The organism is Rhizobium sp. PK7-22 (genome assembly GCF_056530405.1).
Genome location: NZ_CP096514.1, coordinates 3,012,138 through 3,038,360, shown reverse-complemented (window position 1 = coordinate 3,038,360; position 26,223 = coordinate 3,012,138). Strand labels below are relative to the sequence as shown.

At 62.4% G+C, this 26,223-nt stretch carries 28 protein-coding genes; 9 read left to right on the top strand and 19 right to left on the bottom strand.

Going from position 1 to position 26,223, the window contains the following annotated elements:
* Positions 1 to 153: 153 nt before the first annotated feature.
* On the bottom strand, positions 154 to 771 hold the full coding sequence (locus M1E10_RS19605) for a 50S ribosomal protein L25/general stress protein Ctc (protein ID WP_499174469.1): 618 nt from the start codon (positions 769 to 771) through the stop codon (positions 154 to 156).
* Between the two features lie 260 nt (positions 772 to 1,031).
* Here M1E10_RS19605 and M1E10_RS19600 point away from each other — a divergent pair, with 260 nt between their 5' ends.
* Positions 1,032 to 3,098, top strand: coding sequence for a putative bifunctional diguanylate cyclase/phosphodiesterase (locus M1E10_RS19600; RefSeq protein WP_499174468.1), 2,067 nt, complete (start codon positions 1,032 to 1,034; stop codon positions 3,096 to 3,098).
* 14 nt (positions 3,099 to 3,112) lie between these two features.
* Here M1E10_RS19600 and M1E10_RS19595 read toward each other — a convergent pair whose 3' ends face one another.
* The 8 genes from M1E10_RS19595 to lgt all read right to left on the bottom strand — a co-directional run bounded on the left by M1E10_RS19595 (position 3,113) and on the right by lgt (position 11,795).
* On the bottom strand, positions 3,113 to 3,364 hold the full coding sequence (locus tag M1E10_RS19595; RefSeq protein WP_499174467.1) for a hypothetical protein: 252 nt from the start codon (positions 3,362 to 3,364) through the stop codon (positions 3,113 to 3,115).
* Positions 3,365 to 3,496: 132 nt separating this feature from the next.
* The gene (locus M1E10_RS19590) at positions 3,497 to 5,665 is read right to left on the bottom strand and encodes a methyl-accepting chemotaxis protein (protein ID WP_499177236.1); all 2,169 of its coding nucleotides are present in this window, start codon (positions 5,663 to 5,665) and stop codon (positions 3,497 to 3,499) included.
* A gap of 202 nt (positions 5,666 to 5,867) precedes the next feature.
* A complete protein-coding gene (locus M1E10_RS19585; protein WP_499174466.1) occupies positions 5,868 to 6,800 on the bottom strand; it encodes a ribose-phosphate pyrophosphokinase in 933 nt (310 codons plus the stop codon).
* A gap of 113 nt (positions 6,801 to 6,913) precedes the next feature.
* Positions 6,914 to 7,681, bottom strand: a complete 768-nt coding sequence (locus tag M1E10_RS19580) for a hypothetical protein (protein WP_499174465.1) — start codon at positions 7,679 to 7,681, stop codon at positions 6,914 to 6,916.
* Positions 7,682 to 7,761: 80 nt separating this feature from the next.
* Entirely contained in the window at positions 7,762 to 8,913 is a 1,152-nt protein-coding gene (locus tag M1E10_RS19575) for a M24 family metallopeptidase (protein WP_499174464.1), read from the bottom strand.
* A 1-nt stretch (position 8,914) separates the two neighbouring features.
* Positions 8,915 to 9,688 carry a peptidoglycan editing factor PgeF gene (gene pgeF / locus M1E10_RS19570; RefSeq protein WP_499177235.1) on the bottom strand — a complete coding sequence of 258 codons (774 nt, stop codon included), beginning with the start codon at positions 9,686 to 9,688 and terminating at the stop codon, positions 8,915 to 8,917.
* A gap of 147 nt (positions 9,689 to 9,835) precedes the next feature.
* On the bottom strand, positions 9,836 to 10,933 hold the full coding sequence (locus tag M1E10_RS19565) for a class I SAM-dependent methyltransferase (protein WP_499174463.1): 1,098 nt from the start codon (positions 10,931 to 10,933) through the stop codon (positions 9,836 to 9,838).
* Between the two features lie 22 nt (positions 10,934 to 10,955).
* Entirely contained in the window at positions 10,956 to 11,795 is an 840-nt protein-coding gene (gene lgt, locus M1E10_RS19560) for a prolipoprotein diacylglyceryl transferase (RefSeq protein WP_499174462.1), read from the bottom strand.
* Between the two features lie 171 nt (positions 11,796 to 11,966).
* Between lgt and M1E10_RS19555 the strand changes: the two genes are divergently transcribed.
* The 4 genes from M1E10_RS19555 (at position 11,967) to M1E10_RS19540 (ending at position 14,308) form a co-directional block, all read left to right on the top strand.
* Entirely contained in the window at positions 11,967 to 12,224 is a 258-nt protein-coding gene (locus tag M1E10_RS19555; RefSeq protein WP_499174461.1) for an accessory factor UbiK family protein, read from the top strand.
* 424 nt (positions 12,225 to 12,648) lie between these two features.
* Positions 12,649 to 13,149 (top strand): type III secretion system chaperone family protein, encoded by a 501-nt coding sequence (locus M1E10_RS19550; protein WP_499174460.1) that lies wholly within the window; start codon positions 12,649 to 12,651, stop codon positions 13,147 to 13,149.
* Complete coding sequence (gene proC / locus M1E10_RS19545; RefSeq protein WP_499174459.1) at positions 13,149 to 13,958, top strand: pyrroline-5-carboxylate reductase; 810 nt, start codon at positions 13,149 to 13,151, stop codon at positions 13,956 to 13,958. Before M1E10_RS19550 ends, proC begins: the two co-directional genes overlap by 1 nt.
* 8 nt (positions 13,959 to 13,966) lie before the next feature.
* Positions 13,967 to 14,308: a tRNA-binding protein gene (locus M1E10_RS19540; RefSeq protein ID WP_499174458.1), complete on the top strand. Its 342-nt coding sequence runs from the start codon at positions 13,967 to 13,969 to the stop codon at positions 14,306 to 14,308.
* A gap of 2 nt (positions 14,309 to 14,310) precedes the next feature.
* Here M1E10_RS19540 and M1E10_RS19535 read toward each other — a convergent pair whose 3' ends face one another.
* The 4 genes from M1E10_RS19535 to M1E10_RS19520 all read right to left on the bottom strand — a co-directional run bounded on the left by M1E10_RS19535 (position 14,311) and on the right by M1E10_RS19520 (position 17,701).
* Positions 14,311 to 15,690: a two-component system sensor histidine kinase family protein gene (locus tag M1E10_RS19535; protein WP_499174456.1), complete on the bottom strand. Its 1,380-nt coding sequence runs from the start codon at positions 15,688 to 15,690 to the stop codon at positions 14,311 to 14,313.
* Positions 15,691 to 15,724: 34 nt separating this feature from the next.
* Complete coding sequence (locus M1E10_RS19530) at positions 15,725 to 16,420, bottom strand: response regulator transcription factor family protein (RefSeq protein WP_499174454.1); 696 nt, start codon at positions 16,418 to 16,420, stop codon at positions 15,725 to 15,727.
* The gene (locus tag M1E10_RS19525) at positions 16,420 to 16,887 is read right to left on the bottom strand and encodes a MarR family winged helix-turn-helix transcriptional regulator (protein ID WP_499177234.1); all 468 of its coding nucleotides are present in this window, start codon (positions 16,885 to 16,887) and stop codon (positions 16,420 to 16,422) included. The genes M1E10_RS19530 and M1E10_RS19525 overlap by 1 nt, the downstream gene beginning before the upstream one ends.
* 202 nt (positions 16,888 to 17,089) lie before the next feature.
* Positions 17,090 to 17,701: a DUF1236 domain-containing protein gene (locus M1E10_RS19520; protein ID WP_499174453.1), complete on the bottom strand. Its 612-nt coding sequence runs from the start codon at positions 17,699 to 17,701 to the stop codon at positions 17,090 to 17,092.
* 142 nt (positions 17,702 to 17,843) lie between these two features.
* Here M1E10_RS19520 and M1E10_RS19515 point away from each other — a divergent pair, with 142 nt between their 5' ends.
* Together M1E10_RS19515 and M1E10_RS19510 are read left to right on the top strand one after the other, a co-directional pair.
* Positions 17,844 to 18,071, top strand: a complete 228-nt coding sequence (locus M1E10_RS19515; protein ID WP_499174451.1) for a hypothetical protein — start codon at positions 17,844 to 17,846, stop codon at positions 18,069 to 18,071.
* A gap of 56 nt (positions 18,072 to 18,127) precedes the next feature.
* The gene (locus tag M1E10_RS19510) at positions 18,128 to 18,784 is read left to right on the top strand and encodes an MBL fold metallo-hydrolase (protein ID WP_499174449.1); all 657 of its coding nucleotides are present in this window, start codon (positions 18,128 to 18,130) and stop codon (positions 18,782 to 18,784) included.
* 52 nt (positions 18,785 to 18,836) lie between these two features.
* Here the strand turns inward: M1E10_RS19510 and M1E10_RS19505 are convergent, their stop codons facing one another.
* The 3 genes from M1E10_RS19505 to M1E10_RS19495 form a co-directional block, all read right to left on the bottom strand.
* Complete coding sequence (locus tag M1E10_RS19505) at positions 18,837 to 19,052, bottom strand: cold-shock protein (protein WP_029618728.1); 216 nt, start codon at positions 19,050 to 19,052, stop codon at positions 18,837 to 18,839.
* Between the two features lie 438 nt (positions 19,053 to 19,490).
* Positions 19,491 to 20,387: a DMT family transporter gene (locus tag M1E10_RS19500; RefSeq protein WP_499174448.1), complete on the bottom strand. Its 897-nt coding sequence runs from the start codon at positions 20,385 to 20,387 to the stop codon at positions 19,491 to 19,493.
* Positions 20,388 to 20,497: 110 nt separating this feature from the next.
* A complete protein-coding gene (locus M1E10_RS19495) occupies positions 20,498 to 20,809 on the bottom strand; it encodes a hypothetical protein (protein WP_499174447.1) in 312 nt (103 codons plus the stop codon).
* Between the two features lie 246 nt (positions 20,810 to 21,055).
* Here M1E10_RS19495 and M1E10_RS19490 point away from each other — a divergent pair, with 246 nt between their 5' ends.
* The gene (locus tag M1E10_RS19490) at positions 21,056 to 22,258 is read left to right on the top strand and encodes a pyridoxal phosphate-dependent aminotransferase (protein WP_499174444.1); all 1,203 of its coding nucleotides are present in this window, start codon (positions 21,056 to 21,058) and stop codon (positions 22,256 to 22,258) included.
* Between the two features lie 66 nt (positions 22,259 to 22,324).
* On the opposite strand, the gene M1E10_RS19485 is transcribed toward M1E10_RS19490, so the two are convergent.
* Both M1E10_RS19485 and M1E10_RS19480 read right to left on the bottom strand, forming a co-directional pair.
* Positions 22,325 to 23,338: an SDR family oxidoreductase gene (locus M1E10_RS19485; RefSeq protein WP_499174443.1), complete on the bottom strand. Its 1,014-nt coding sequence runs from the start codon at positions 23,336 to 23,338 to the stop codon at positions 22,325 to 22,327.
* Between the two features lie 95 nt (positions 23,339 to 23,433).
* Positions 23,434 to 24,672: a PQQ-dependent sugar dehydrogenase gene (locus tag M1E10_RS19480; protein ID WP_499174442.1), complete on the bottom strand. Its 1,239-nt coding sequence runs from the start codon at positions 24,670 to 24,672 to the stop codon at positions 23,434 to 23,436.
* 304 nt (positions 24,673 to 24,976) lie between these two features.
* On the opposite strand from M1E10_RS19480, the gene M1E10_RS19475 reads away from it, so the two are divergent.
* Positions 24,977 to 25,249 carry a DUF2188 domain-containing protein gene (locus M1E10_RS19475; protein WP_499174441.1) on the top strand — a complete coding sequence of 91 codons (273 nt, stop codon included), beginning with the start codon at positions 24,977 to 24,979 and terminating at the stop codon, positions 25,247 to 25,249.
* Here the strand turns inward: M1E10_RS19475 and M1E10_RS19470 are convergent.
* Positions 25,240 to 26,163: a LysR family transcriptional regulator gene (locus tag M1E10_RS19470; protein ID WP_499174439.1), complete on the bottom strand. Its 924-nt coding sequence runs from the start codon at positions 26,161 to 26,163 to the stop codon at positions 25,240 to 25,242. The two genes, M1E10_RS19475 and M1E10_RS19470, sit on opposite strands and share 10 nt — an antisense overlap.
* Positions 26,164 to 26,223: the final 60 nt, after the last annotated feature.

The following is a 26,223-nucleotide window of genomic DNA, read 5'->3' as shown; positions in this document are numbered from 1 at the left end:
CTGAAATCCAGCGATGAAGTGCAACATCTTGCAGCAGGCAGAAGAAGGCAACGCCTGGCCGTGTTGTCCAGAGATCGATCGCCAAACAAGGAAAAGAAAGTACAAACAAAAAACCCGCCTCGCAGGCGGGTTTTTCATCAGAACCAGGAGGATTTACTCGGAAGCGGGTGCTTCTGATGCTTCTTCCTGCTCTTCGTCAACGCCGGCTGCCGGAGCAACGATGGTCGCAATGGTGAAATCGCGGTCAGTGATGACCGGCTTCACGCCCTTCGGCAGCGTCACTTCCGAGATATGGATGCTGTCGCCGATCTTGTGGCCCGTGAGATCCACCGTGATGAATTCCGGGATGGAGTCGGCCGGGCACTGGAACTCGACCGTGTGACGAACGATGTTCAGCACGCCGCCGATCTTCACTCCGGACTTCTCTTCATTGATGAAGTGAACCGGAACGTCCACGGTGACTTCGGTGTCTGCGGAAACGCGCAGGAAGTCGACGTGCATGGTGAAATCGCGGACCGGATCCAGCTGGTAGTCCTTCGGCAGGACCTGGATCTTCTGGCCATCGACGTCAATGGTCCCGATGGTGGTCATGAAACCGCCAGCGTGGATGCGCTTCGTCACTTCGTTGGTCGAGAGTGAGATCGCGATGGGGGCCTGCCTGTCTCCGTAGATGACAGCAGGAATCAAACCGTTGCGGCGAAGTTCACGGGCGGACCCCTTACCAACCCGTTCGCGCGCCTCGGCCTTGAGCTCATAAGATGTCTGGCTCATGGCTAATCCTTTCGAGGTTATTGGAGAGCCTTCCGACGCAGCTCGTGAGTCGGGAGACCGGAGGACACCTCGCGATGCGCTCCATCCGCGTTGCCTCCAAGGGTGTCTACGCGGACTGGCGGCCTATATTACAACAGCGCCCCGAAGGCAAGCTTTGCCCAGAACAGGCCGGGTGGAAGTCGTTTACCATCTTGGACAACCGTTCCAACATATTTGGAATGTTAGAAGATTGGGATACTCTCACCTGGAATCCTTGTTTCATGGGCCGTCTCTTCTCCTGCATCCTTGTCGACCACGACCTGCGCTACGTCGCCGCTGCCATTCTCGTATGCGCGCTGGGTGCGATGTTGACCGTCAGGCTGTTTTCACGCGTGAGGCGAGCGCAAGGCTTGGAAAAAGGCCTGCGGCTCTTCATGGCCGGGTTCATCGGCGGGACGGCGACCTGGGGCACGCATTTCCTGGCGATGCTGGGTTACACGAGCGGTGGCATGGCCGGCTATGAGCCGGGCCTGACCTTGCTGTCACTCGGTGTTGCCATTGCCGCGGCCACCGCCGGGCTTGGCGTGTCAGCCTATGGAGGCCGATCGCTGCTGCTGGAGGCAGGCGGCGTCATCCTTGGACTCGGGATCGTGGCGATGCATTATCTCGGCATGGCGGCGTATGAGGTTCAGGGCATCATTATCTGGGACTGGCGCTATGTGACTGCGTCGCTGGTTGCCGGTGCGTTGTTTGGTGGCCTCGCCACCAATCGTGTCGGACGACCGATTGGGCCTTTCTGCCACTATGGTGCCACCGCTGCGCTGGTCCTTGCCATCGCGTCCACCCATTTTCTCGGAATGGCGGCCATCGAGATCGTCCTGGACAGCGGCCTCACCATGCCCGAAGCCATTCTTCCTCCAGACGTCCTGGGGCTGGGAGTGCTGGGTGTCATGCTCGTTCTCCTGGCAGTCGCGGCCGCGACCTATCTGATCGACACCACCACCATGCAGGACGCCGTTGAGCGATACCGGCACCTTTCGCTTCACGACCCCCTAACCGGTTTGCCCAATAGAACCTCGTTTACGGAAGAACTGGGGCTGGTCGCTTCACGGGCCGCCGACAGCAATGCTCGCATCGCCGTGTTGTCCTTCGATCTGGACCGCTTCAAGGAAGTCAACGACGTGCACGGACACGCAGCGGGTGATGCCGTGTTGTGCGAACTGGGGGAGCGGCTGGCCAGAATGGTTGGCGATGACGAGTTCATCGCCCGTGTCGGAGGTGACGAGTTCATCGCGCTGACCCGCCGCTATTATGTCAGAGCCGACGCTTCGCGTTATGCCCAGCGGATCATCAACGAGATCTGCCGGCCGGTCGAGTGGCGGGGCAACTCGCTGAGCGTCGGCACCAGCGTCGGTATCGCCGTGCTGGACGACGACACCCAGTTGGACGATCTGCTGGCTCAGGCCGACGTCGCCATGTATCGCGCCAAGAGCAGCGGCTCCAATACCGTGTGCTTCTATGACGCGTCGATGGACCTGGCGGCGCGAGAGCGGAATGTTCTTGCCATGGACATGCGGGCCGGGTTGCGGGCGGGGCAATTCCAGCTGTTCTACCAGCGCCAGAACGATACCTTCACGGAGGAGGTCGTCGGCTTCGAAGCGCTGCTGCGCTGGAACCACCCGGTGCGTGGCCTGGTGTCGCCCATGGATTTCATCCCGATCGCCGAGAGCAGCGGCTTCATCATCGAGCTTGGAGAGTGGGTGCTCCGTGAAGCCTGCAGTGAGGCTGCGGGCTGGCTGAACCCGCTGTCGATTGCCGTCAACGTGGCGACGCAGCAGTTGGGCGACCGTAACTTCCCCACGTTGGTGCAGAACATACTGCACGAGACGGGCCTGGATCCGGCGCGGCTCGAGCTGGAGATCACGGAGACCGGCATCATTGCCGACCACCAGCGCGCCCTGCAGACCATCCGCCATCTCAAGAGCCTGGGCGTCAGGATCGCCATGGACGACTACGGCACAGGCTATTCCTCGCTGTCGATGCTGCTGACGTTCCCCTTCGACAAGATCAAGATAGACCGGCAGTTCGTGGACGGCGTCGCGACGAGCGCACAGTCTGCAGCCATCGTGCGCTCCACGCTGATCCTTGCGGCAAGCCTCGGCATTCCCGTGGTGGCCGAAGGCGTGGAGACGGACGAACACATCAAGTTTCTCAAGGAGCAAGGCTGCATGCAGGTTCAGGGCTTCTTCTTCGGCAGGCCCGGGCCACGCGAGGGCATAGAAGGCATCGTCAATGCCGAAGCCGCCGCCGTCGGCCGGCCGAACGATCTGAGGGTGGCCAAGAGCTAACCGTCTGCGCGCTTTTAGCGAGGTTCCCCACCGGGCGGATAGGCCGTCTTCTGCTCAAAGCGGAACTTGTGGCCGCACTGGCAACGGACCATGTACTTGCGCGGATCCTTGGACGAGAACTCGGTGGAGAAACCGACGGGCATTTCGTCGATCTGGAAGTCCCTGCTGCCGCCACGACGCTCGTCGCTTTCCGAAACTTCGGCGTATCCGGAATGACCGCACTGGGAACATTCCAACTTTCTCGAATAGCGGTCGCGCGCTGCCATGGGGACTCCGTCGGTGGCCAAGATGGATGCGCACAACTAGCCGCGGCTGACGCAGATGCAAGGCAAAAAAGAAAAGCGCCGGCCCAAGTATGGACCGGCGCTTTTTCGTATCAGAGTGTGACCGCCGCTGCCTCAGGCGGCGCGTCGGCCCATGTCGGCGGAACTGCCACCTACGGAGAAGTGGCTGATCTGGTCGTTCAGCACTTCGGCCTCGTTGGCGAGGGAGTGGGCCGAGGCAGACGTTTCCTCGACCATGGCGGCGTTCTGCTGCGTGACCTGATCGAGCCCGCTGACGGCGGAGTTGATCTCACCGAGACGGGCGGACTGCTCGCGGGATGAGGTGACGATGGCGCCGATATGCTCGTTGATCGACTGGATGTTGCCCTGGATGTGTTCCAGGCTTTCACCGGTCTTCAGGACGAGCGCGACGCCGTTTTCAACATCTGCCGCCGAGGCGGTGATCAGCTGTCCGATGTCGCGTGCCGCTGTTGCCGATTTCTGGGCAAGTTCGCGGACTTCCTGGGCAACCACTGCGAAGCCCTTGCCGGCTTCGCCTGCGCGGGCAGCTTCCACACCGGCATTCAGAGCAAGCAGGTTGGTCTGGAAAGCGATCTGGTCGATCACGTCGATGATCTGCCGGATCTTGGAGGAGGAGCTTTCGATCCTCTCCATCGCCTGGATGGCGTTCTGGACGACAGCCGTGGATGTGTGGGCCCCCTTCAGCGTGTCGGCGGCGACATCGACGGCTGTTTCACAGCGGGTGAGGGCGCCATTGACGGCACCCGTCATCTCGCCAAGCGCTGCGGCCGCTTCCTCGAGCGCCGCTGCCTGCCGCTCGGTGCGGCGCGACAGGTCGTCTGAGGCTGCCTTCAACTCGCCAGAGCCGCCACGGATGGTGGTGACACTGTTGCCGATCGAGGCGATCGTCGCTTCGAGGCCGGCCACCGAGTTGTTGAAGTCGTGCCGCAGGTGATCGAGCGATGCGGCGAAGGCGCGGTCGATGCGTTGGTCGAGCTTGCCGCGTGACAGGGCGGCAAGGCCGGTCGCCAGGGCGGATACGGCATCATCGATCTCACGGGCGCTGGCGGCCTTCTCGGCTTCGCGCTGCTGACGCTCTTCGTCGATCTCCTCCGTCTTGCGGTGCGCTTCTTCCTCCATGCGCTGCTTGTCGAGCGCTCCCTGGCGAAAGGATTCCAGCGCGCGGGCCATGACGCCGACTTCGTCGCCACGCTTGACGTGGTCGACAACGATCGTCTTGTCGCCGTCGTTGAGGCGGTTCATCAGTCCGGCGAGTTCCGTCAGCGGACGCGTCAGGCGTGCGGCGATATAGGTGCCGACGATGCCCATGATGGTGAGGACGGCGAGCGTCGCGAGGATGGCCCAGAGCGCGAGGTTGCGCGCCGAAGCGAGAACCTGTTCCTCGGACTGGCCCATCGCCAACAGGTGCTTTTCGCCAAACAGCGTGACCGGCTGATAGGCGAAGAAGAGAGGATGATCGGCTACCGTCGCGAAGGCGGAGCCTGCGGACTGGGTCGTTGCCGCCTGCGCCAGTTCGGGCGGGATGGCATGCGACTGGGCGCCGACAAAGGAACCACTGCGATAGGTGCCCTTACTGTCGAGAAGCAAGGCCTCGTCGATGGACTGGCCAAATTCGTCGGGCGTGACCGCGCGCGTCAGCTCACTCGACGAAATGCGGAAAACGACGGCGCCTTTCGTGACGATCTTGCCCCAGGAGGCAACTGCGAGCTGCTTGCCGATCAGGGCGGACGGCTGGCCGCCATCGAGCTCGTAGGGCGAGAAGGATGAAGTCTGCACGTCGTCGGGCGTGCCGGCCTGGATGCGGGAGAAGAGATCGCCGATCGCCGGGACGGCGGATACATTCTCCAGCAGTTCCTTGCCCTTCGTGACCGAGTAGACAATCGTGCCGTTCATGTCGGTGACGTAGATGTCGCTGACCCGGGTGTTCTTCCAGGCGCTGGCGATGGTGCCGTGAATGGAGCTGTGATGGACGGCGTAGAGAAGCTTCAGGCCGGTGCCGTCGAAGCTTGCGCGTTCTTCCGGCGTCTTTTCGGCCTTCTGGTATTCCGCCTTGACGCTCGCGCCTTCGCTCGGGATGATGTTGGTCATGGTCTCTACTGCCTGACCGATCGCCGTATTCTGGGCGAGATCATCCAGAGACTGGGAGATGCGCTCCTGGTAGTCGGCCAATGCCTTGGACTGGTTTCCGGCAACGGACTCGAGTCGCAATGTGCTCGCGTCGATCAATCCGTCCTTGCCGATCTGGTAGCTCAACAGCCCCACAGACAGGCAGGATATGAAGGTCGCCCCAACGACCAGACTCGCAAACTTCGCTTTGATAGACAGCGATCTACCGGCAACGGCAGACTTCGATGACTGCAACATGGCAGTGACTTCCCCCACATAAACACTGGTGGCGGAATCATTGTCAGCAATTCATTGCGGCACCCTTAACAAGTGACGCTTGTATACTGCCGTCGCAAGGTCAGTCGAAAAGGCTGGAAACGGATTCTTCGAGAGCGGTCCGGTTGATCGCCTCGCCAAGCAGGTTGGCGGTGGTGACGACACGGATGTTCTGGGCGGACTGCACCGCGGTGGTCGGCTGGATCGTGTCGGTGATTACCAGTTCGCGAAGTTTGGACGAGGTGATGCGTGCAACGGCGCCGCCGGACAGAACACCATGGGTGATGTAGGCCGTGACGCTGGTAGCGCCCTGGTTCAGGAGCGCTTCCGCGGCGTTGCAGAGCGTGCCGCCGGAATCGACGATGTCGTCGACCAGCAGGCAATCGCGGCCGGCGACTTCACCGATGACGTTCATGACCTCCGATTCACCGGCGCGTTCCCGGCGCTTGTCGACGATGGCCAGCGGACAGTTGATGCGCTTGGCGAGCGATCTGGCGCGCACGACACCACCGACGTCCGGCGAGACGACCATGACGTTGTTGACGTCATAGTAGTCCTTCACATCGCGGGCGAGGATCGGTACGGCGAAGAGATTGTCGGTCGGGATGTCGAAGAAACCCTGGATCTGGCCGGCATGAAGGTCGAGCGTCAGGACGCGGTCGGCGCCGGCTTCGGTAATCAGATTGGCCACCAGCTTGGCTGAAATGGGCGTACGCGGTCCGGCCTTGCGGTCCTGGCGGGCATAGCCGAAATAGGGAAGAACCGCCGTGATGCGCTTGGCGGAGGACCGCCGGAAGGCATCGATCATGATCAGCAGTTCCATCAGGTGGTCATTGGCAGGAAAGGATGTCGACTGGATCACGAAGACGTCCTCGCCGCGGACATTTTCCTGAATCTCTACGAAGATTTCCTGGTCCGCAAAACGTCTGACCGTGGCTTTCCCGAGTGGAACGTTGAGATAGGAGCATATCGCATCAGCAAGTTGCCGGTTCGAGTTGCCTGCGAAAACCTTCATTGCGGTCTGCCCGTTGTGACGCTGGATGGGCGCCTTTTACCGTTGCTCAATGCGAATGCAAGTGCGTTTCCCGTGCGGCTATGTTTTTTATGAACAATCGGTGACCGGCGAGCTCAACCTCGCTGCGCGAGCTTCCATGCCACATACTCGTTGATCGTCTTGGTAGCGATGGTTTCCATGGTCGATGGTGGGACGGCAGCCCAGGTCTCCTTGCCGGCCGCGGGGACCTTCTCCTGACCCTGAAGGCGATGCAGGCGAGCCCCGCTGTTGTCGAGGATGTCCCAGACGTAAACGACGGTGACGGCCTCCCCATCCTCGAAGGCGGAGAAGTACCCCTTCAGGATGTGGTCGGTGCCGGTGTCGGCGGACGCGCGAATGGCAAGACCGCTGGCACGGGCCTGAGCGCCGAGCTGGCGCGACAGCGGCGTGACCGACTGAACCGGCGCCCCGATGATCGGCAGGAAGCGGATCGTGCCACTGGCCGCGGATGGCAGTGCTGCCGTTTCCGTCGCCGGCGCGGAGGGTGGTGGAGCTGCGGCCGTGAGGGAAGGAGCCGCCGGTGACGGAGCAAGAGGCTCCGACGATTGCGGATCGGAGGCCGACGGTGACTGTTGGCCGGCCTGCAGGGCCTGCGCCTGCGCTTCCAGCGTGTTCTGGGGCGGACGCACCGGATCCGTCCGATAGACCGGGCTGGCATCTGTTGCGTAGGCGGTCTGTCCGGTGTTGCCCACCAGTTGATCCGCCTCCGCCTGGGTGACGGGCGTCGAAGGGCGAAGTCCGCCGCCGACATCCACCTGCGGGGTCAGCGCGTCGCTCGTGCTGCAGGCCGAGAGCAGGACGGAGAAGCCGACAGCCGCCAGGGCCGTTGCCGCTATCTTCATGTCCGCCTCCGTCATCTGCTCCGCCGCAGCGACCTTATGTGCCGGCTTTCCCCCGTGTCAATTGCGCCTTCTTGCCCGCCTCAGCGTACGATCAGGTCGAGCCCGTGCCGCGACAGCGCCTGTGGGGCGTCCTCGGTGGTCAGGTAGGTGTGGCCGAGCGTCATGGCGGTTCCCGTCTCGGAGTCCATGATGATCATGTGCACGAAGAGGCTCATGTCTGGCAGGATCGGCTGCGGATTGCCGACGTGGAACATCTGGTGCTCCATCCAGGAGGGGGAGAAGCGGGCGCCGAGGGAATAGCCGCAGGCGTTCAGCCGGTGCCGGGTCAGGCCGCGCTCGTCGAGGATGCGGGCATGGGTATCGAAGACGTCACCGAAGGTATGGCCCGGCTTCAGAACCGACTCGATCGCCGTGATGGTCTCGACGCAGGCCCGGTAGAGCTCCCGGTGGCGCGGTGTAGGGTCGCCGACTACGACGGTGCGCATCATCGCCGCGTGGTAGTGGGCGCTGGCGCCGGCCCATTCGAGCGTCAGCTGGTCGCTTGCCTCAAGCGTCCGGCGGCCTGCCTTGTAGCGGCACAGCAAGGCGTCGGCGCCGGAGCCGATGATGAACTCGTTGGCGGGATAGTCGCCGCCGCCGCTGAAGACGGCGCCCTGCATGGCGGCCAGAACATCGGCCTCGCTGCCGCCGGCCTTGATCAGCGGCAGGGCCGCGTCGAGGGCGTCGTCGGCGAGTTCCGCGGCGCGGCGCACATGGACGATCTCCGCCGGGCTCTTGGTCAGCCGCAGCCCGCTGACGAGATAGGAGGCGTCCAGGATCTGGCCGAAGGACGACAGCTGGTTGTCGAGCAACCGGGCCACACGGCCCGTCATGCCATGCGTGTCGTATTCGACGCCGATGCGCGCCCCCAGCAGGTCCATGTCGTCCAGCAGGTTCTTCAGGTCGAGCGTCGGGTCGGCGTTCACCCGGTCGACCCAGACGACGACATTGTCGATGACCGAGGTCTGGCGCGCCTGTCGCAGGTCGGCCGAGCGGGTCAGCAGCGTCATCGTACCGTCTTGCTTGACTATGAGCGTCTGGAAGAAGCAATAGCCGAAGGTATCGTAGCCGGTCAGCCAGTACATGCTCTCCTGGGCGAACAGAAGCATGGCGTCGAGCTTCTCCTCGCGCATCCTGTCCAGGAGGCGGGCGAGCCTCTCGTCAAATTCGCTTCGGTCGAAGTGAAGGGCCATCTCAAGCCTCCATGATTGCAATTGCAGAAATCTGACGCCCGTAGTCGGGTTCGCCACGATGTGTCGTGCGCCGATAGGAGAAGAAGCGCTCCTCATCGGAATAGGTATCGAGATCGAGGCTGACGGCCTCGATGCCGGCGTTCGTCAACCGCCTGACGGTGAGAGCGGGGAGGTCGAAATGGGCGTGGCCATCCTTCTCCGACGGCGAGAAGAATTCGGCATAGGTGGAATCGAAGCTGAGAAAGCGCTCGACGAACTCGGGGCCCACCTCATAGCTTCTTTGGCTTATGGAGGGCCCAAGGCAGGCGGAGATCGCGCTTCTCTCTGCGCCCAGCATGACCATTGCTTCGATGGTGTTCTCCAAGACCCCTCCCAAGGCTCCCTTCCATCCGGCGTGTGCCGCACCGATGATGCCGTTCGTACCGTCGCAGAACAGGACCGGACCGCAATCGGCCGCCAGAACCCCCAGAACCACACCCGGCGATGCCGTCACCAGCGCGTCAGCCTTCGGGCGCTCGCCGTCGTAGCTGCCGTCCACGACGATGACATCCGGGGAGTGGATCTGATGCACCGTCGCCAGACTTTCAAGCGGGCGGGTGAACCAGCCGGCCACGCGAGTGCGGTTTTCCATCACGTGCTCCACCGCGTCGCTGGAGCCGACGCCGACGTTGAGGCCTTCATAGATTCCTCGGGAAACACCGCCCTGGCGGGTGAAGAAGCCGTGGCGGATGCGGCCCTTGCTGCGGTCGGACAGGAGCCGGCTTTCGATCGGCATGGGCACGGATTGGTCCTTCATGGGCGGCTGTCTCGCTGTTCTATGGAGGATGAGATGGGCGCGCAGGGCAGCGGCGCAGGTTCCGGTGCTGCTTCGGTTTCCCGATGTTGGCGCATCCGCGCGTCGGCTGTCAATCTGCGAGACTGCTTATCCAACCGGCCGGAACGGCATCAGGTCGACCGCCGGGGAGGAAACGGCCATGACCTTGAAAAGCTCGCCCATCTTGCCGGCGCCATCTCCGGCGAGGCGGTCTGCGGCGGCGGCGACCAGCTTCTGGGCGCTAGGCTCCTTGCCTCTTGCGAGTGCCGCTGCGCGTTCGGCAAGGCCGAGGCCATAGAGGAAATCGCCCTGTCGCAGCCCGCCGTTGAGATGCATGCCGGACCCGACCGCAACCCTTGCCAGGTCTTCGAAATCAACATGACTGGTGAGGTCAGCTTCGCCGGGATGGGCCAGTGGCGGATCGAATTCATGCGCCCGCAGCGCCTGCAGCGTATCGCCGAAGCCGGTGACCATATGGCCGTAGTCGATGATGAGCGCGGTGCCGTCGGACTGGCGAAGCCGCTCGCACAGCGCGAGCATGACCGCCTGGCGAGCCGGCGCGAATTCGAAGATCATGCCGTCGGGCGGGGAAGATCCGACGGGCAGGACCTGCGGATCGAGCGTCGCTACGCCGACGGTGAAGGTCAGCTCGTCGTCGGCATCCAGGCCGACCATGCGCTCCCGGAATCCGGTCGGCGTCTTGACGAACTGGCGGATGGGAATGGCGTCGAAAAGTTCGTTGGCCACAATCAGGGTGAAGCCGTCCGTCACATTCTCAAAGCTGTCGTGCCACTGCACCTTTGTCGAATAGGCCTCCAGCGTCACGCGCTGAATCCCCCTCAGGCGATCGCTGGTCTCGACCAGGCTGACGTTCATATCGTCGAACATCTGCGGCGAAAGCCTGCTGATGACCCGCAGCATGTCGGCCATCATCGTGCCGCGTCCCGGGCCGATCTCCACCAGTTGCACCCCGGAGGGCGAGCCGTGGCGCTGCCAGGCGTGGACCATGAAGATGCCGATCATCTCGCCGAAGAGCTGGCTGATCTCAGGCGCGGTGATGAAATCACCGGCCGTGCCGAAGGGTTCGCGAGTGCGATAGTAACCGTACTGCGGATCGGCCAGGCACATCGAGAAATAGTCCGTGACGCTGATCGGGCCAGCCGCACGGATCAGCGCCTTGATCTTCTGCGCCAGCGGGGAACTCATGAGCGAACCATCCTTCCCGCCATCACGACGAAGGACTGGAGCGGGCGCGCAGCATCAGCCAGATCCCGACGGCCACCATCGGGAGCGACAGCAGCATCCCCATGGTCAGCCAGCCAAAGGCGAGATAGCCGAGTTGGGCATCGGGCTCGCGGAAGAACTCCACGAAGATGCGGGAGAGAGCGTATCCGACGCCGAAGGCCCCGGCGATCAAGCCAGGCCGCTTCAGGGCCTTGGCCCAAAAGACCAGCGCGGCCAGCACCACGAGCAACAGCAGGCCTTCCAGGCCGGCCTCGTAAAGCTGACTCGGGTGGCGAGCAAAGGGTCCGCCGGTCGGAAAGACGACGGCCCATGGAGCGTCGCTCAGGCGGCCCCACAGTTCACCGTTGACGAAGTTGGCGATGCGGCCGAACAACAGGCCGAAGGGCACAACTGCCGCGATGGTGTCCAGCATGCTGAGAACGGGAATGCCGTTGCGGCGCGAAAAGAGGATGATTGCCAGGATCGCGCCGACAAAGCCGCCATGAAACGACATGCCGCCATTCCAGATCTCGATCGCCCGGATCGGGTTCTGCGCGATTGCTGCAAAGTCATAGAAAAGGATGTAGCCGAGCCGCCCGCCGAGGACGATGCCGACCGCCACCCAGACCATGAAGTCATCGAGATGGGCTGCGGTGAGCGGCGAGCGGTCGTGCGGCCAAAGGTAATCGCGCCGCGCGAGCTGGCGCGCGTAATACCAGCCGCACAGAATGCCGAGCACATAGGCCAGCCCATACCAATGCACCGCAATCGGCCCAAGTGAGAAGGCAACCGGATCTATCTCCGGGAACGGCAGGAGCGCAAACAGCTTCAGGCTATCGGTCAAAACAGAAGTATCCATTTGAGCATAAGTGGGCGCGAAAATGACGACAGCCCATACGGTGGTCAAGGTGAATCTCTTCCGACAGGCGATCGTGCTTGCAAGGCGGCCTGCCAAACCCTACTTCATCCACAGAGATGATTGCAGGCCTCGGCCGAAACGATGGAGTTGAAGACCATGTCCAGCGGCACCAACCGTATCCTCGACGACTTCGCCAAGCTCATGACGGATGCTGCGGGTGCAGCTCAGGGCCTGCGCCGCGAGGCGGAAACCGCCTTCCAGGCACAAGCCGAGCGGTTCCTGAACAGCATGGACATCGTCAAGCGCGAGGAATTCGAAGCCGTTCGCGAAATGGCGGCGCGGGCGCGTGACGAGAACGAAGCCCTCAAGGCTCGTATCGAGGCGCTTGAATCGAAGCTCGGCTCCCAGAGCTGAATCTCACCATTTTTCGAACGTGACGAACGGTGACGTCGAAGCCACCGTTCGCATTGGCGTTGTCGACGCCCCGACCTGCCCCTCAGGCGCCATGACATGGCTAACAATTGATTAAATTTTGCAGCCTGTGGACATCTCGAAAAACACAATCCGCAGAGTCTCTTAAGAGTCACGGCTGATCTCCTGTTGGAGGAGCTTTGACATCTCTCCACCGCTAATTGCAGGACTGGGGGCTGGCAGCCGGACTCCGCGACTATACACTGATTTTAAATGATGATTCGAAACGGCTGGTAAGCTTGAGGCAGGGTGGCGGCGTTATGGTGCCACTGTCGGACGATCATCTGAATTGGTGTTTCCGGTGGTCCGTTCTGCGTCTCGCGTACTTTCACGAACGCCGCATTATCCCCGGTCAAGAAGGTGCTGCATGAGTCTCATAGATTTTGCTTTCGAGCGACAGTCCAATCCCGTCGACATGATCGAGGTCGTCGCCGCGTCGAACGACTGGACGTTCGAGCGATCCGGAGAGGATGAGATTGCCATGACGGTGGAAGGTCGCTGGGCCGACTACCATGTCTCCTTCTCCTGGATGGAGGATTTCGAGGCGCTGCATCTCGCCTGCGCCTTCTCCATCAAGATCCCTGATATCCGCGTCAACGAAGTGATCCGGCTGCTGTCGCACGTCAACGGTCAGGTGCTGATGGGGCATTTCGACCTCTGGCGTCAGGAGGATGTGGTGATTTTCCGTCAGTCCCTGCTTCTGGCAGGCGGTGCCGAACCGACCAACCAGCAGGTCGAGGTGCTGCTCTCCAGCGCTCTGGAAGCCTGCGAGACCTATTTCCAGGCCTTCCAGTTCGTCGTCTGGTCGGGTCTCGATGCCAAGAGCGCCATGGATGCCGTTCTCTTCGAAACGGTGGGCGAGGCCTGATGCGCTCCGGATCGATCGTTCTCGTCGGCGCTGGCAATATGGGGGGAGCCATGCTGTCGGGCTGGCTGAGGAACGGCATTCCCGGCGCCAGCATCACGGTTCTCGATCCCGCGCCGTCGGACGTGATGGCGCAGCAGATCGAAGAGGGGGGGGCGAAACATTTCACGGCGCCACCCGAAAGGCTGCTGGCCGAAGTGATCTTTCTGGCGGTGAAGCCCCAGGCGATGGCGACGGTGCTGCCGCCGCTGAAACGGATCGTATCCAACGAAACCGTCGTGGTCTCGGTTGCTGCCGGCACGACGCTGAGCTTCCTGGAAAACCATCTCGGCGAAGCTGCCATGGTTAGGGCCATGCCGAACACACCGGCGATGATCAGCCGTGGCGTGACCGGGGCCTTTGCCAATCCACGGGTCACCAATGCGCAGAAGGCGCAGGTCGATGCGCTCCTGAAGGTAAGCGGGCCGGTCGAATGGGTGGGCGAAGAGCATGACATCGATGCCGTCACTGCCGTGTCCGGCAGTGGGCCGGCCTATGTCTTTTATCTCGTGGAATGCATGGCAGAGGCGGGCCGCAAGCTCGGCCTGCCGGCGGATCTCGCCATGCGGCTGGCACGGGAAACGGTTTCCGGTGCAGGCGAACTCCTGCACCGCTCACCGGAGCCGGCGTCCCGACTTCGCCAGAACGTGACGTCGCCGGGCGGAACGACCGCTGCTGCACTCTCCGTGCTGATGGCCGAAGACGGCATGCAGCCCTTGTTCGACAAGGCGCTTGCCGAGGCCCGCAGACGGGCTGAAGAACTCGGCAACTGAGGTTTAAGATGGCAGACGAGATCACCTATGACGACTTCGAGAAGGTCGACATCCGCACCGGTACGATCATCGAGGTTCTGCCGTTTCCCGAGGCCCGCAAGCCGGCGTGGAAACTGAAGATCGATTTCGGGCCCGAGATCGGCGTCAAGAAATCGTCGGCGCAGATCACCGTCCATTATCAGCCGGACGAACTGGTTGGACGCCAGGTTCTGGCCGTCGTGAACTTTCCGCCTCGGCAGATTGGCCCGTTCCGCTCCGAGGTGCTGACCCTGGGCTTCGAGGACGAGACCGGCGCGATCGTGCTTGCGGCCGTCGAGCGGCCGGTGCCGAACGGACGCAAGCTGATGTAGTGTCAGGCGGGCACGCGAACCGTTGCCCGCAGGCCTCCCAGCGGACTGTCGCCGAGCGTGACGTTGCCGCCATGGCCGTGGGCGATATCCCGAACGATCGACAGGCCGAGGCCGGTTCCGGACTCGTCGATGTTGCGGGCTGCATCCAGCCGGAAGAAAGGCTTGAAGACGTCCTCTCTCGCAGCCGCCGGAATCCCCGGTCCGTTGTCGTCGAAGGTGAGAGTCAGCCAGCGAGCCGTGTGCCGGGCTTCCACATGGAGGCGGTCGGCATAGCGTTCGCTGTTGCCTGCCAGGTTGTCGACGAGACGCGAAAACGCATTCGGACGAACGGCGATGGTGTCTTCGCCGTCGATCTCGTAGGTCATCGTCTTGCCTTTGAGCTCGAAATCTCCCTTGACCTTTCCGAGGAGGTCGCTCAGTCGCAGTGAGCCGACGTCCTCCTCAGATTCGCCCTTGGCGAAGGCGAGATATCCTTCCAGCATGTTCTGCATGGCATCGACGTCGTCGCTCATACCCTGTAGCTCCGGCTTGTCGCCCGCCAGCGCCAGCTGAAGCTTGAAGCGCGTCAGGATGGTGCGCAGATCATGGCTGACGCCGGACAGCATCGCGGTCCGCTGCTCGATCTGCCGCTCGATGCGTTCGCGCATCAGAATGAAGGCCGATCCTGCCATGCGAATCTCGTCGGCACCGCGCGGCGTGAAGTCCGGTATCCTTTGTCCCTTGCCGAAGGCCTCGGCCGCACGCGCCAGGAACAGGATCGGGCGGATCTGGCCGCGCAGGAACAGAACCGAGATGGCCGTCAATGCCAGTGCCGTCCCCGCCATCCAGACCAGAAAGATATGGGTATTGGATGCATAGGTCTGATTGCGCCGGGTAAAGACGCGGAGGATGTTGCTGTCGAGCTTGACCCGGATTTCCACCAGCCGGCTATCGCCGACCGTGTCGATCCAGAAGGGGCGCTGGATCCGGTCGCTGATCTGGTCGGACAGGATCCCGTCAAGGATGGAGAAGAAAGGCTTGCGTCGCGGCGGCGGCAGTTCACCACCCGGTTCTATGATGATGCTCAGGTCCAACTGCTGGTCAGCGATCCGCGTGACGGTGGCGTAGTTGTCATTGCTGGGAAAGGCCTCAATCATCTCGATGATGGCAGCGATGTCGCGTGTGACCCCTTCCGAGAGCCGCTCGGTGACCAACCTCCAGTGGCGCTCCATGAAGACGGCAGCCACAACGGTCTGCAGCAGGATCATCGGAATGATGACGATCAGGACGGAGCGGGTGTAGAGCCGCGTCGGCAGCAGGCGCTTGAACCGGCGCCGGGAGGCACGCAGGCCAGGCAGCTGGAACCTGCCGATATCGCGTCTCAAGCTGTCGAACAGTGCCATCGCCCTGTCGCTCCTGTTGGCCATCCTGCCGCCGTCAATCGATGCTCAGCCGGTAGCCGATGCCGCGCACCGTCTGCAGGTAGATCGGGTTTGCAGGGTCGTCTTCGATCTTGCGTCTCAGACGATTGATCTGGACGTCGATCGTCCGCTCGCCGACATCGGCATCACTGCCGATCAGTTCGTGGCGCGGTATGGTATCGCCGGCCCTCAGTGCAAACAGCAGCATGATTTCCTGCTCGCGGTCGGTCAGCCGGATCGGCTCCGCCGCCCTGCGCAATTCCTTGCGCAGAATGGAGAATGTATAGGGCCCGAACATGACCTGTTCGATCTTCGGCGCATCGGGGGAGGCGTTGCGCCTCAGGATGTTGTTGATCCGAAGCACCAGTTCGCGTGGATCGAAGGGCTTCGACAGGTAATCGTCCGCTCCGGCCTCCAACCCTGCAATGCGCGAATCCGCCTCGGCTCTTGCCGTCAACAGGATGACGGGCGTGGTCTTGTCGTGCTGCAGGGCTTGCGTCAGGGAGATTCCGGATTCTCCGGGCATCATGACGTCGAGGATGATCAGGTCGAACTGAACGCCCGCCAGCTTTCGGCGCGCGTCGGCAGCGTCGGCTGCAACGGTAATGCGGAAACCCTGTTCGGTGAGGTAGCGGTTCAGGAGGTCACGGATGCGCGTGTCGTCATCCACGACAAGGAGGTGAGGGGCGTCATCGGACAGAAGTGGTGTCATCACTCCAACTCGCTTTCAAGGACAGGAAGATTGGGGTCGCGCCCCCGCATCTCCCGTAAAAATGTCGCCACGGCTGAGCGCCCCTCGGGAGGCAGCGCCTGCATCGCCCGGGTGATGCGGCGTGACTGCGGTTCAGACAGGGCCAAGGCCAGTTCGCGGCCGGCAAGGGTCGGGTAGAGACGCCGCTGCCGCCGATCCTTGGCGCCGGCCATCTGGCGAATATAGCCTATTTCGATGAGTTGTTTGAGCACGCGGGCGAGGCTTTGTTTGGTGATCTTCAGAATGTCCAGCAGATCCGTCACCATCATGCCCGGGTGGCGGGAGACGAAATAGACCACGCGGTGGTGCGCCCGGCCCATTTCAATCGTCGCAAGAATGGCATCGGGATCGGACACGAAGTCGCGGTAGGCGAAGAACAGCAGTTCGATCATTTCGAAATCGATCTGCGCCTCGTCGACTGCCGGCATGGCCGGCGGATTTTTCTTCACTGCTCTTGCTGCCGGTGCCCGCGACACACCCTGTCCTTTCCACCTGAGCCCCTGCGGAAGGCTCCTGCTGTGATCCGTCGTGCACCGATAAAGCGCGAACGGCAGCAACAATCAACCGCAATCGTCAGCGGGAGGGATCTCGGAGGGAAGGCGGAGCCGCGGTTGCGGCTCCCCCTTTCATTCAGTCGTAGATGTGCACGATACGGCGGGTCTGGGGATCGACGAGGACCGTGGTATCGTTGACGACGACGTAATCGTAGTCGTAATCCGGGACTTCCTGGATGACGACGCCAGCCGGCAGTGAGGCGCCGACGACCACATCGTTCTGGACGTAGACGGCCTGGGAACGGTTCTGTTGGATGTAGGTGTTGACGGTTTCCGGCGGCTCGACGACGACGACGTCCTCGACCGGGCCGAGAAGCATGTCGCCGGGTGCGGGAGATGCTGCCGGAACGGCTGTCGTCGTCTCATAGGTCACCACCGGCACGTCGTACTGCGTGCGGTATTCCTCGACGACCACGGGAGCGCCATCGCGCTCGATCGTCAGATATTCGGCAAACACCCAGCCGCGCATGCCGTTGACGTCGATGCGGCACCAACTGCTGCCTGCCATGCAGCCGTCCATCACAGCGGCGCTGCCGCGCGTGGCAAGGCCGACCTCGGGGTATTCTTCGCCCGGGCCGGACCGGACGGTGATGTCGGAGGCGGTGACTGTGCTCATCTGAGCCTGAACGGGGAGGGCAAGAAGCGCAAAGGCGCTGCCGGCCAGCAGTGCTCTGAGGGAATGTTTCATTTTCGTCTCCTGAGGTTGAACTGCAGCGGCAACGTCCCGAACGCACTCTCGTTCCTCAGGGGGCGGCGGTGGCGCTCGAGTGTGGCGCTCTCGCCACAGACGCGGGAGAGGGAAGGAGCCTGATGTTTCCAGGAGGAACCAAATGCCGATCGAGGCCGTTGCCACGCCAAACAGACAGGAAAAAATCATGGCCGATATATCGTCCTCCACCGACACCGCCTTTTCTTACGCCAGCCAGCCCGTGCACCCGCTGCGGCCGGTGTTCATCTCGGTTCTTGCTGCCAAGGTCGTCGTCGCCGCATTTCTGCTGACGACAGTGTCGATGGCGCCGCCGGTTTCCGCGGAAGCGAGCTACGCCGCGCTCAACTGATTTGTGTCGGCGATATGATGCCGCTATAGGTCCGCCCGACAACTTGGGAGTTGACCATGGGCAGACTACAGGCCGGTACCGTTCCGGTGACCCCATTCCAGCAGAACTGCACTCTCCTTTTCGATGAGGAGACGAAGAACGGCGTGGTGGTGGATCCCGGCGGCGATGTGCCCGCGATCCTTGAGGTAATCTCCCAGAACGGTCTCACCATCAAGGAGATCTGGCTGACGCATGGTCATATCGATCATGCCGGCGGCGCAGACGAGCTGAGGGAAGAACTCGGTATTCCCGTCATTGGTCCGCATCAGGACGACCTCCCGCTTCTGCAGGGGCTGGAAGCTCAGGCGCAGATGTTCGGCGTCGCCATGGCGGTCCGAAACGTCGTGCCGGACCGCTACCTGAAGGACGGTGACCGGGTTTCCTTTGACGAGCATGTGTTCGAGGTGTTCCACTGCCCGGGGCATGCGCCTGGCCATGTGATATTTTTCAATCGTCAGCAGAATTTTGCGCACCTGGGCGACGTGCTGTTCAACGGCTCCATCGGGAGAACCGACCTGCCCGGCGGCGATCACGCCACGCTGCTGCGATCGATCCGCGACAAGGTGCTGCCGCTGGGCGACGAGGTCGGCTTCCTCTGCGGCCATGGGCCGGGCGGCCGGATCGGCGAGGAGCGTCGAACAAACCCGTTTCTGCAAGGCATCGACAACGCATAAAAAAACCCGGCATGACTGCCGGGCTTCAACTCGAATATAAAAGCCTTCCGGCTTAGCCGGAGATCTGCAAGTTGACCGCCTTGGGCCCCTTGCCGCGACGATCCGGTTCCGTGTCGAAGCTTACTTTCTGGTTTTCCGAAAGTCCCGCCAGGCCGGAAGCCTGTACGGCAGAGATGTGTACAAAGATGTCGGCGCCGCCATTGTCTGGCTTGATGAAACCGAAGCCCTTGTCGGTGTTGAAGAATTTTACAGTGCCAGTTTCGGCCATGCAGCAGGTCCTTTTCTCTCCGTCCGTGTTCAGCGTCGGACAGCATCAGAATAACGCCCAAGGGGCGGGTGGCAGGCAGCTTTAAGAAAGGGTCCCTGTCGTTACCGCGGCATCTTGCTCAGGAAGAACGAAGTCCGCCCCTCGCAAACACCGCCCGAAGTTTTCACGCCTTCGGAGCGCATCATTATAGGTCTTCCCATGCTCGTAAATTGCCCGAACGCCGACAGATTGCTGTGTTTGCAGGAGTTTGGCAAGAAAAAGTTTTGCGCTTGGCTTGCGCGACTCACCACGTCTTGATCGCAAACAAAACGAAGCTGCATTGGTGGGGGTATTTGGTCAGAATGAGCCTGCATTCCTTTGCGCCACGAAGTAATCGATAAGTCTAGACTAGTCAGTCGCCCCTGGCTTGCTCCTTGAGCCACTTCCTTCGCCTGCTGTTCAAGTCTTCGGGAGAGAAGCCTTTCGCCGGCTCAGTTCCGGAACGATCTCCACCATGATCATGGCCGAAAAGATGATGGCACATCCGAGATAGCCTGCAGGTGGCAGCAATTCGCCGAGCAGCAAAGCGCCGAGCAATCCGCCGAAGAGGGCCTCGCTGGACAGGAAGATGGCCGCCTGCGGTGCGGTCGTGTAGCGCTGGCCGATGACCTGCAGCACGAAGGCGAGGCCGGAGGAGATCAAGCCGACATAGAGGATCTCGCGCCCGGCCGACCGGATCGCTTCGATGCTGATGGGCTCCACGAAGGGAGCTATGACAAGGCAGCAAAGGGAGCAGACCGCAAACTGGGTCAGCGAGAGCGCCAGCGGTCGCCCCGTCGTCGTCACGAAGAGGCCCGCCAGGATGATCTGAATGCCCCAGAAGAAGGCACAGACAATGCTGAGGAGATCACCCTGCGTCAGGTTGCCGAGCCGGCCACCGCTCAGCAGGAAGATGCCGATGAGCGACATGCCGGCTCCCGGCCATATGATCCAGTGCGGGTAGCGGCGGAGCGCAATGACCGAGATCACCGGCACGAAGACGACGTAGAGCCCGGTCAGGAAGCTCGAGTTGGTGACCGTCGTCGTCAACAGCCCGAACTGCTGGGTGATGGCCCCGCCGAAAAGTGCCATCCCGACGGCTGCGAACGACAACCATTCCCCGCTGGTGACCGGGCTCGCCGATTTGCGCGTCTCCATCACGGCGAATGGCAGGACAGCGATCGCCGCGATCGCAAAGCGCAGCCCGACGAACCAGAAGGGACCGATCTTTCCCATGGCCGTGGATTGCGCGACGAAACCGCCGCCCCAGATCGCGGCAGCCAACAGAAGGACGAGGTTTGCCTGGAGACGGGTCATGGGCCGGGCCTGATGTGCGGAGACGGCCTTGGCAGGCCTCAAGGGAGCGGCAGCAAATATCAGCGTCGTCCGACACCGGCAGGGGCGTGCACAGTCCGCCGATAACGACGCTACTTCGTGCGCTTGATTTCCGCTTTCAGGGTATCGCGAAAACTGCGCCGCGACAGCACGAAACAGCCACCGGCCATGAGCACGAAGCCCCCGAGGAGCAGGAAGAACATCAGCCTCTGGTCTGAAAACAGGGTGGCGGCGTGCAGAACGGTGGCGGAGGGGAAGGGCGAGGCGGCGATCGTAGGGGCCGATGGCCGTCCGATCAGGACCAGCAGCATCACGGCGCAGCCGATCAGCGCCAGAAAAGCGAGCGGAAAGGGAGACCTGATCAGCCCCAGCCGATTTGTCTTCTTCTGGTCGTCGATGAACATCATCCGTCTCCAGCTTGGTCAGCCACGGTCAATAGGAGGCATTGCAAGAAGGGCAGATTTGAGGCAGCGGCGACGAACGCCGTTGTTTGTCGAGGACCGTGGCGCAGTTGTATCGCGAAAACCCGCCCGAGCGCGATCGTCTGCGCTTTCGGCTTGAAACCCCGTGTCACATTCGACATACAACCTGTCGGCGGATATCGGCGCGCGGTTCCGCCTTGTTCAACAGACCTTTTCAGGACCAAGATCATGGCCTTTCTCGCCGACGCACTTTCCCGCGTAAAGCCTTCCGCCACCATTGCCGTATCCCAGAAGGCGCGCGAACTCAAAGCGCAGGGGCGCGACGTGATCGGCCTGGGCGCCGGCGAGCCGGATTTCGACACGCCGGACAACGTGAAGCAGGCCGCGATCGACGCAATCAATCGCGGCGAGACAAAGTACACGCCGGTTTCCGGCATTCCCGAGCTGCGCAAGGCCATTTCCGAAAAGTTCAAGCGCGAGAACGGTCTCGACTATAAGCCGGAGCAGACGATCGTCGGCACCGGCGGAAAGCAGATTCTTTTCAACGCCTTCATGGCGACAATGAATGCAGGGGATGAAGTAGTCATTCCTGCACCCTACTGGGTTTCTTATCCCGAGATGGTGGCGCTTTGCGGCGGCACGCCGGTTTTCGTGGCGACCACGCAGGAGAACAACTTCAAGCTGACACCCGCCGATCTCGAGGCTGCGATCACGCCCAAGACGAAGTGGTTCCTTTTCAACTCGCCGTCCAACCCGTCGGGTGCGGCCTACAGCCACGACGAGCTCAAGGCGCTGACGGATGTGCTGCTGAAGCACGAGCATGTCTGGATCCTGACCGACGACATGTACGAGCACCTGACCTTCGGCGACTTCAAGTTCGCGACCCCGGTGGAAGTCGAGCCGAAGCTCTACGATCGCACGCTGACGATGAACGGCGTCTCCAAGGCTTACGCCATGACCGGCTGGCGCATCGGCTATGCAGCCGGTCCGCTGTCGCTGATCAAGGCGATGGACATGATCCAGGGACAGCAGACGTCGGGCGCCTGCTCGATCGCCCAGTGGGCGGCTGTCGAAGCCTTGAACGGCCCGCAGGACTTCGTGGCAAAGAACAAGGCGATCTTCGAGGGCCGTCGCGATCTCGTCGTGTCGATGCTGAACCAGGCAACAGGCATTTCCTGCCCCAAGCCGGAAGGCGCCTTCTACGTCTATCCGTCCTGCGCCGGACTGATCGGCAAGACCGCGCCCTCGGGCAAGGTGATCGAGACGGACGAGGACTTCGTCTCCGAGCTTCTCGAAGCGGAAGGCGTTGCCGTCGTGCACGGCTCGGCCTTCGGCCTTGGACCGAATTTCCGCATCTCCTATGCGACCTCGGAAGAGCAGCTGGAAGAGGCCTGCAAGCGCATCCAGCGCTTCTGCGCCAGCTGCCGCTAAGCTCGTCCGCATAAATTGGAAAGCCCGCCAACCGGCGGGCTTTCTGCAACATGGATGCCGGCTGGATCAGGGGCCGCCGTTTCCGCCGGTTGCTCCGAAGATCTGACCGGTCGAGTAGCTGGATTCCGGCGATGCGAGCAGGACATAGATGCCTGCCAGTTCCGCCGGCTGCCCCGGACGTCCCAGCGGCGTATCCGAGCCGAATTCGACAAGTGCATCGGTCGGCTGACCGCCACTCGGCTGCAGCGGAGTCCAGAACGGTCCCGGTGCCACGCCATTGACACGGATGCCTTTCGAAGCGACCTGTTTGGCCAGCCCCTTGGTGAAGTTCTCGATCGCCGCCTTGGTCGCCGAATAGTCGAGGAGGTTCTCCGGCGGACGGTAGGCAACGACCGAGGTGGTGTTGATGATCGTCGAGCCCGGCTGCAGGTGGGACAGGGCAGCCTTGGTGATCCAGAACATCGCATAGATATTGGTCTTGAGCGTGTCGTCGAGCTGCTGGCTGGTCAGATCGGTCAGCGACTCGACCGACTGCTGCCGTGCGGCATTGTTGACCAGGATATCCAGGCCACCAAGCTGCTCCACCGCATCGGCGACGAGCTGCTGGCAGAATGCCTCGTCGCGGATATCGCCCGGCAAGGCGATGGCCTTGCGGCCTTCGGCTCTGATCAGCTCGAGCACTTCCTGCGCATCCGGTTCTTCCTGCTCGAGGTAGCCGATCGCGACATCGGCGCCTTCGCGTGCATAGGCAATCGCCGCAGCGCGTCCGATGCCGGAATCACCTCCGGTGATCAGAGCCTTGCGTCCGGCAAGACGGCCCGAGCCCTTGTAGCTTTCCTCGCCGTGGTCTGGACGCGGATCCATCCGGCTTGTCAGGCCGGGCCATTCCTGGGACTGCCGGGGGAAGGGAGGCTGCGGATATTTCGTCGTCGGATCCTGCAGCGGCTGTGGCGCTGCCGATGATGCGGCCGCTGGTGCCGAAGATTGGGCGCTCGCAGTCCCCGCCAGGGCGGCGACTGCGACGCCTGTCGACAGGCCTCCGAGGACCAGGCGGCGCGAGGTATTGATTTCGTTGCTCATAGGTGTCTCCAGTTGGTGCAGTTGTCCCAACTGGAGACGATATCGTCGGTTCCTGGCCTCACGGAGCCGTGAAGGCGGAACATCGAGCTCAGCGATCAGCCTTCCTTGGTGATCTTCACGATGGTGGACCCGCCACCGCCGCGCTGTTCCGTGACGGCATAGACGGCACCGTCCGGACCGACCTTGACGTCACGGATGCGAGCCTCAAGCGGCACGCGCTCCTCATACTGGACGCGGTCGTCCTCCATGTGAATGACGACGAGGCCCTGCGTCACAAGACCACCAACGAGGAAGGCACCCTGCCACTCGGGAATGGCATCGCCATCGTAGTACGCCATGCCGGAGGGGGCGATCACCGGGTCCCAATAATAGACCGGCTGTTCGGTCTCGGCCATCTCGGTCACACCGTCGCCCACCGGTCCACCGCTGTATTCGACGCCGTAGGTGACCTCCGGCCAGCCATAGTTCTTCCCGGCTTCCGGCCTGTTCAGCTCGTCGCCGCCGCGCGGGCCGTGCTCCACGAGCCAGAAGCGGCCTTCGCCGTCCAGTGCTGCCGATTGTACGTTGCGGTGGCCGAGGCTCCAGATTTCAGGAAGGCCTTCCTGGCCGATAAAAGGATTGCCTTCGACAGGCTCGCCTTCCGGCGTGATCCGGAAGACCTTGCCGAGACCGCTTGTGATGTCCTGGGCCTGGACGCGGGGCTCAGGATCGGATCGTTCGCCGACGGTGACGTAGAGGTTGCCCTCGGGGCTGAAGACGAGGCGCGAGCCGAAATGCTTGTTGCCGTCGTAGCTCGGGGTCTGGCGGAAGATGACCTCGACATTCTCCAGGCTGCCGCCGCCATTGTCATTGGTGACGAGCTTGGCGGAGGCCACGGAGGTGCCGTTGCCGTCCTCGCGCTCCTCGGCGAAGGAGAAGTAGATCATGTTGGACGTCTCAAAATCGGGCCCGAGCGCGACATCGAGCAGGCCACCCTGGCCGGCGCTCAGCACCTCCGGGACACCTTCGATCTCCGGTCCGGCCTCGCCTTCCTCGGAGATGATGTGCATGGCGCCCTGCTTGGCGGTGACAAGCATCCGGCCATCCGGCAGGAATTCCATGGCCCAGAGATGCGGAAGCCCCTCGGCAACGACCTCTGTCTTGAGCTCCGGAGTTTCCGGCGGTTGCGGGGCCCGGGTCTGCTGCTCGAAAGCGGGCTGCTGGTCGGGTGCATTGGGTGGCGAGGTCTCCACCGGCGTACCGGGCTGTGCGCCGCTTTGCTGGGAATGCGCCGGCACAACGGCGAGCGTGGCAGACAGCATCGTTCCGGAGAGGAGAAGGATCAGTCGGTTCATAGATGGTCACTCCCTTGTGTCACTTGCGGCTGTTCCCGTTCGGGCCGCGATAGGAGTGATCTAGGGCGGGTGGGGTGGATGGCTGCACACAGACGCTTCAATAATAGTTTATTGCAATTCAGCGCCGAAAAGCATGGTGTTACGCTCACAGTCCACGTGCCGTGGCCTCGGGTTGGGGGCGGGTCGCGTCATTTGCGGATTTTGCCGTCCGATTGGAACCATGAGGCACGGACTTCGCTTTTCCATCACCTTCAAGCCGGTGGGTTTCCGTCGGCGCAAAGGCATTCGAAATCAGGAGGGAAGCATGACCAAGGTGACTTACAAGATCGTCGAGCACGACGGTGGCTGGGCCTACAGGCTCGGCGACGTCTACTCCGAAACATTCGCGTCTCATTCCGATGCCCTCCAGGCGGCGCGGATCGTTGCAGCCGAGCAGCAGGTGGGCGGTGAGCCGGAGGAGATCAGCTGGCAGGACGCAAAGGGCGTGTGGCACACGGAATACAGCGATGGCGGCGACCGCCCGGAAGCCGAGGTGGTTGATCTCGAGGACGACGAGCCGGGCCGCAGTCAGCCCTGAGGTCCGGTCTCCCGTGTGTAGTCACGCAGGCCCTGAACCAGGGCGTCGAAGGTCCTGCGCCACCTGAGGCCGCCTCTCAGGTTCTCGTGCATGACGGCCCACGTCTCCAGCGGCACTTCGAAGACTTCAGGAAGGACCCGGACGAGATCCGGGTCTTTTCGTGCTATCCCCACCTGGCAGATGCCGATCCCCGCGCCGGCCCGGATGGCTGCCAGTTGCGCGACGTTGCTGTCGGTTTTGAAGCTCCAGTTCAACTCGTCAAGAAGCGGAAACATTGGCATCATCGCCTGAAGCCGGCTTTCCATGGCTCTGATGAAGGCAGTCTTCCGGTCAAAGCCGATGAAGCGGTGGACCTTCAGGTCGGCGGCGGAAAGAGGCGTGCCGTACCGGTCCAAATAGCGGCGATGAGCATAGAGGCCGACAGGAATATTGCCGATCCTTTGGGCCACGAGCGCCTCCTGGGCGGGATCGGTCATCCTGATGGCGATGTCCGCGTCGCGGCGCAGCAGATCCTCCACCGCATCCGAAAGCGACAGTTCGATGGTCAGCTGCGGATGCTCGTCCTGCAGCGCCGCCAGGATCGGCGGCAGGACTTCCATGCCGATGACGTCGCTGGCGGTGATGCGTACGACGCCACTGATAGCGCCGGAGGCCCCCGTCGCGTGCCGCGCCATGGCGGCTGCGGTGGACGCGAGCGTCTCCGCATAGGGCTGCAGTGCCAGAGCCGCATCGGTCGGGCGCAGGCCCTGTTGTGACCGGGTGAAGAGCGGATAGCCCAACGCCCGTTCCAGAGCCTCCACATGCCGCCCGGCCGTCGGCTGTGTCAGACCCAGATCGCGGGCCCCGGCCGACAGGGAGCCGGTGCGCAGGACGGCCAGGAAGGTGCGGTAGAGGTCCCAGCTGATGGTATTCATTTTTGAATAGCTTCTCTTCCTGTTTAGCCAATTTCATATATCGGTAGCATCCGCGACAAT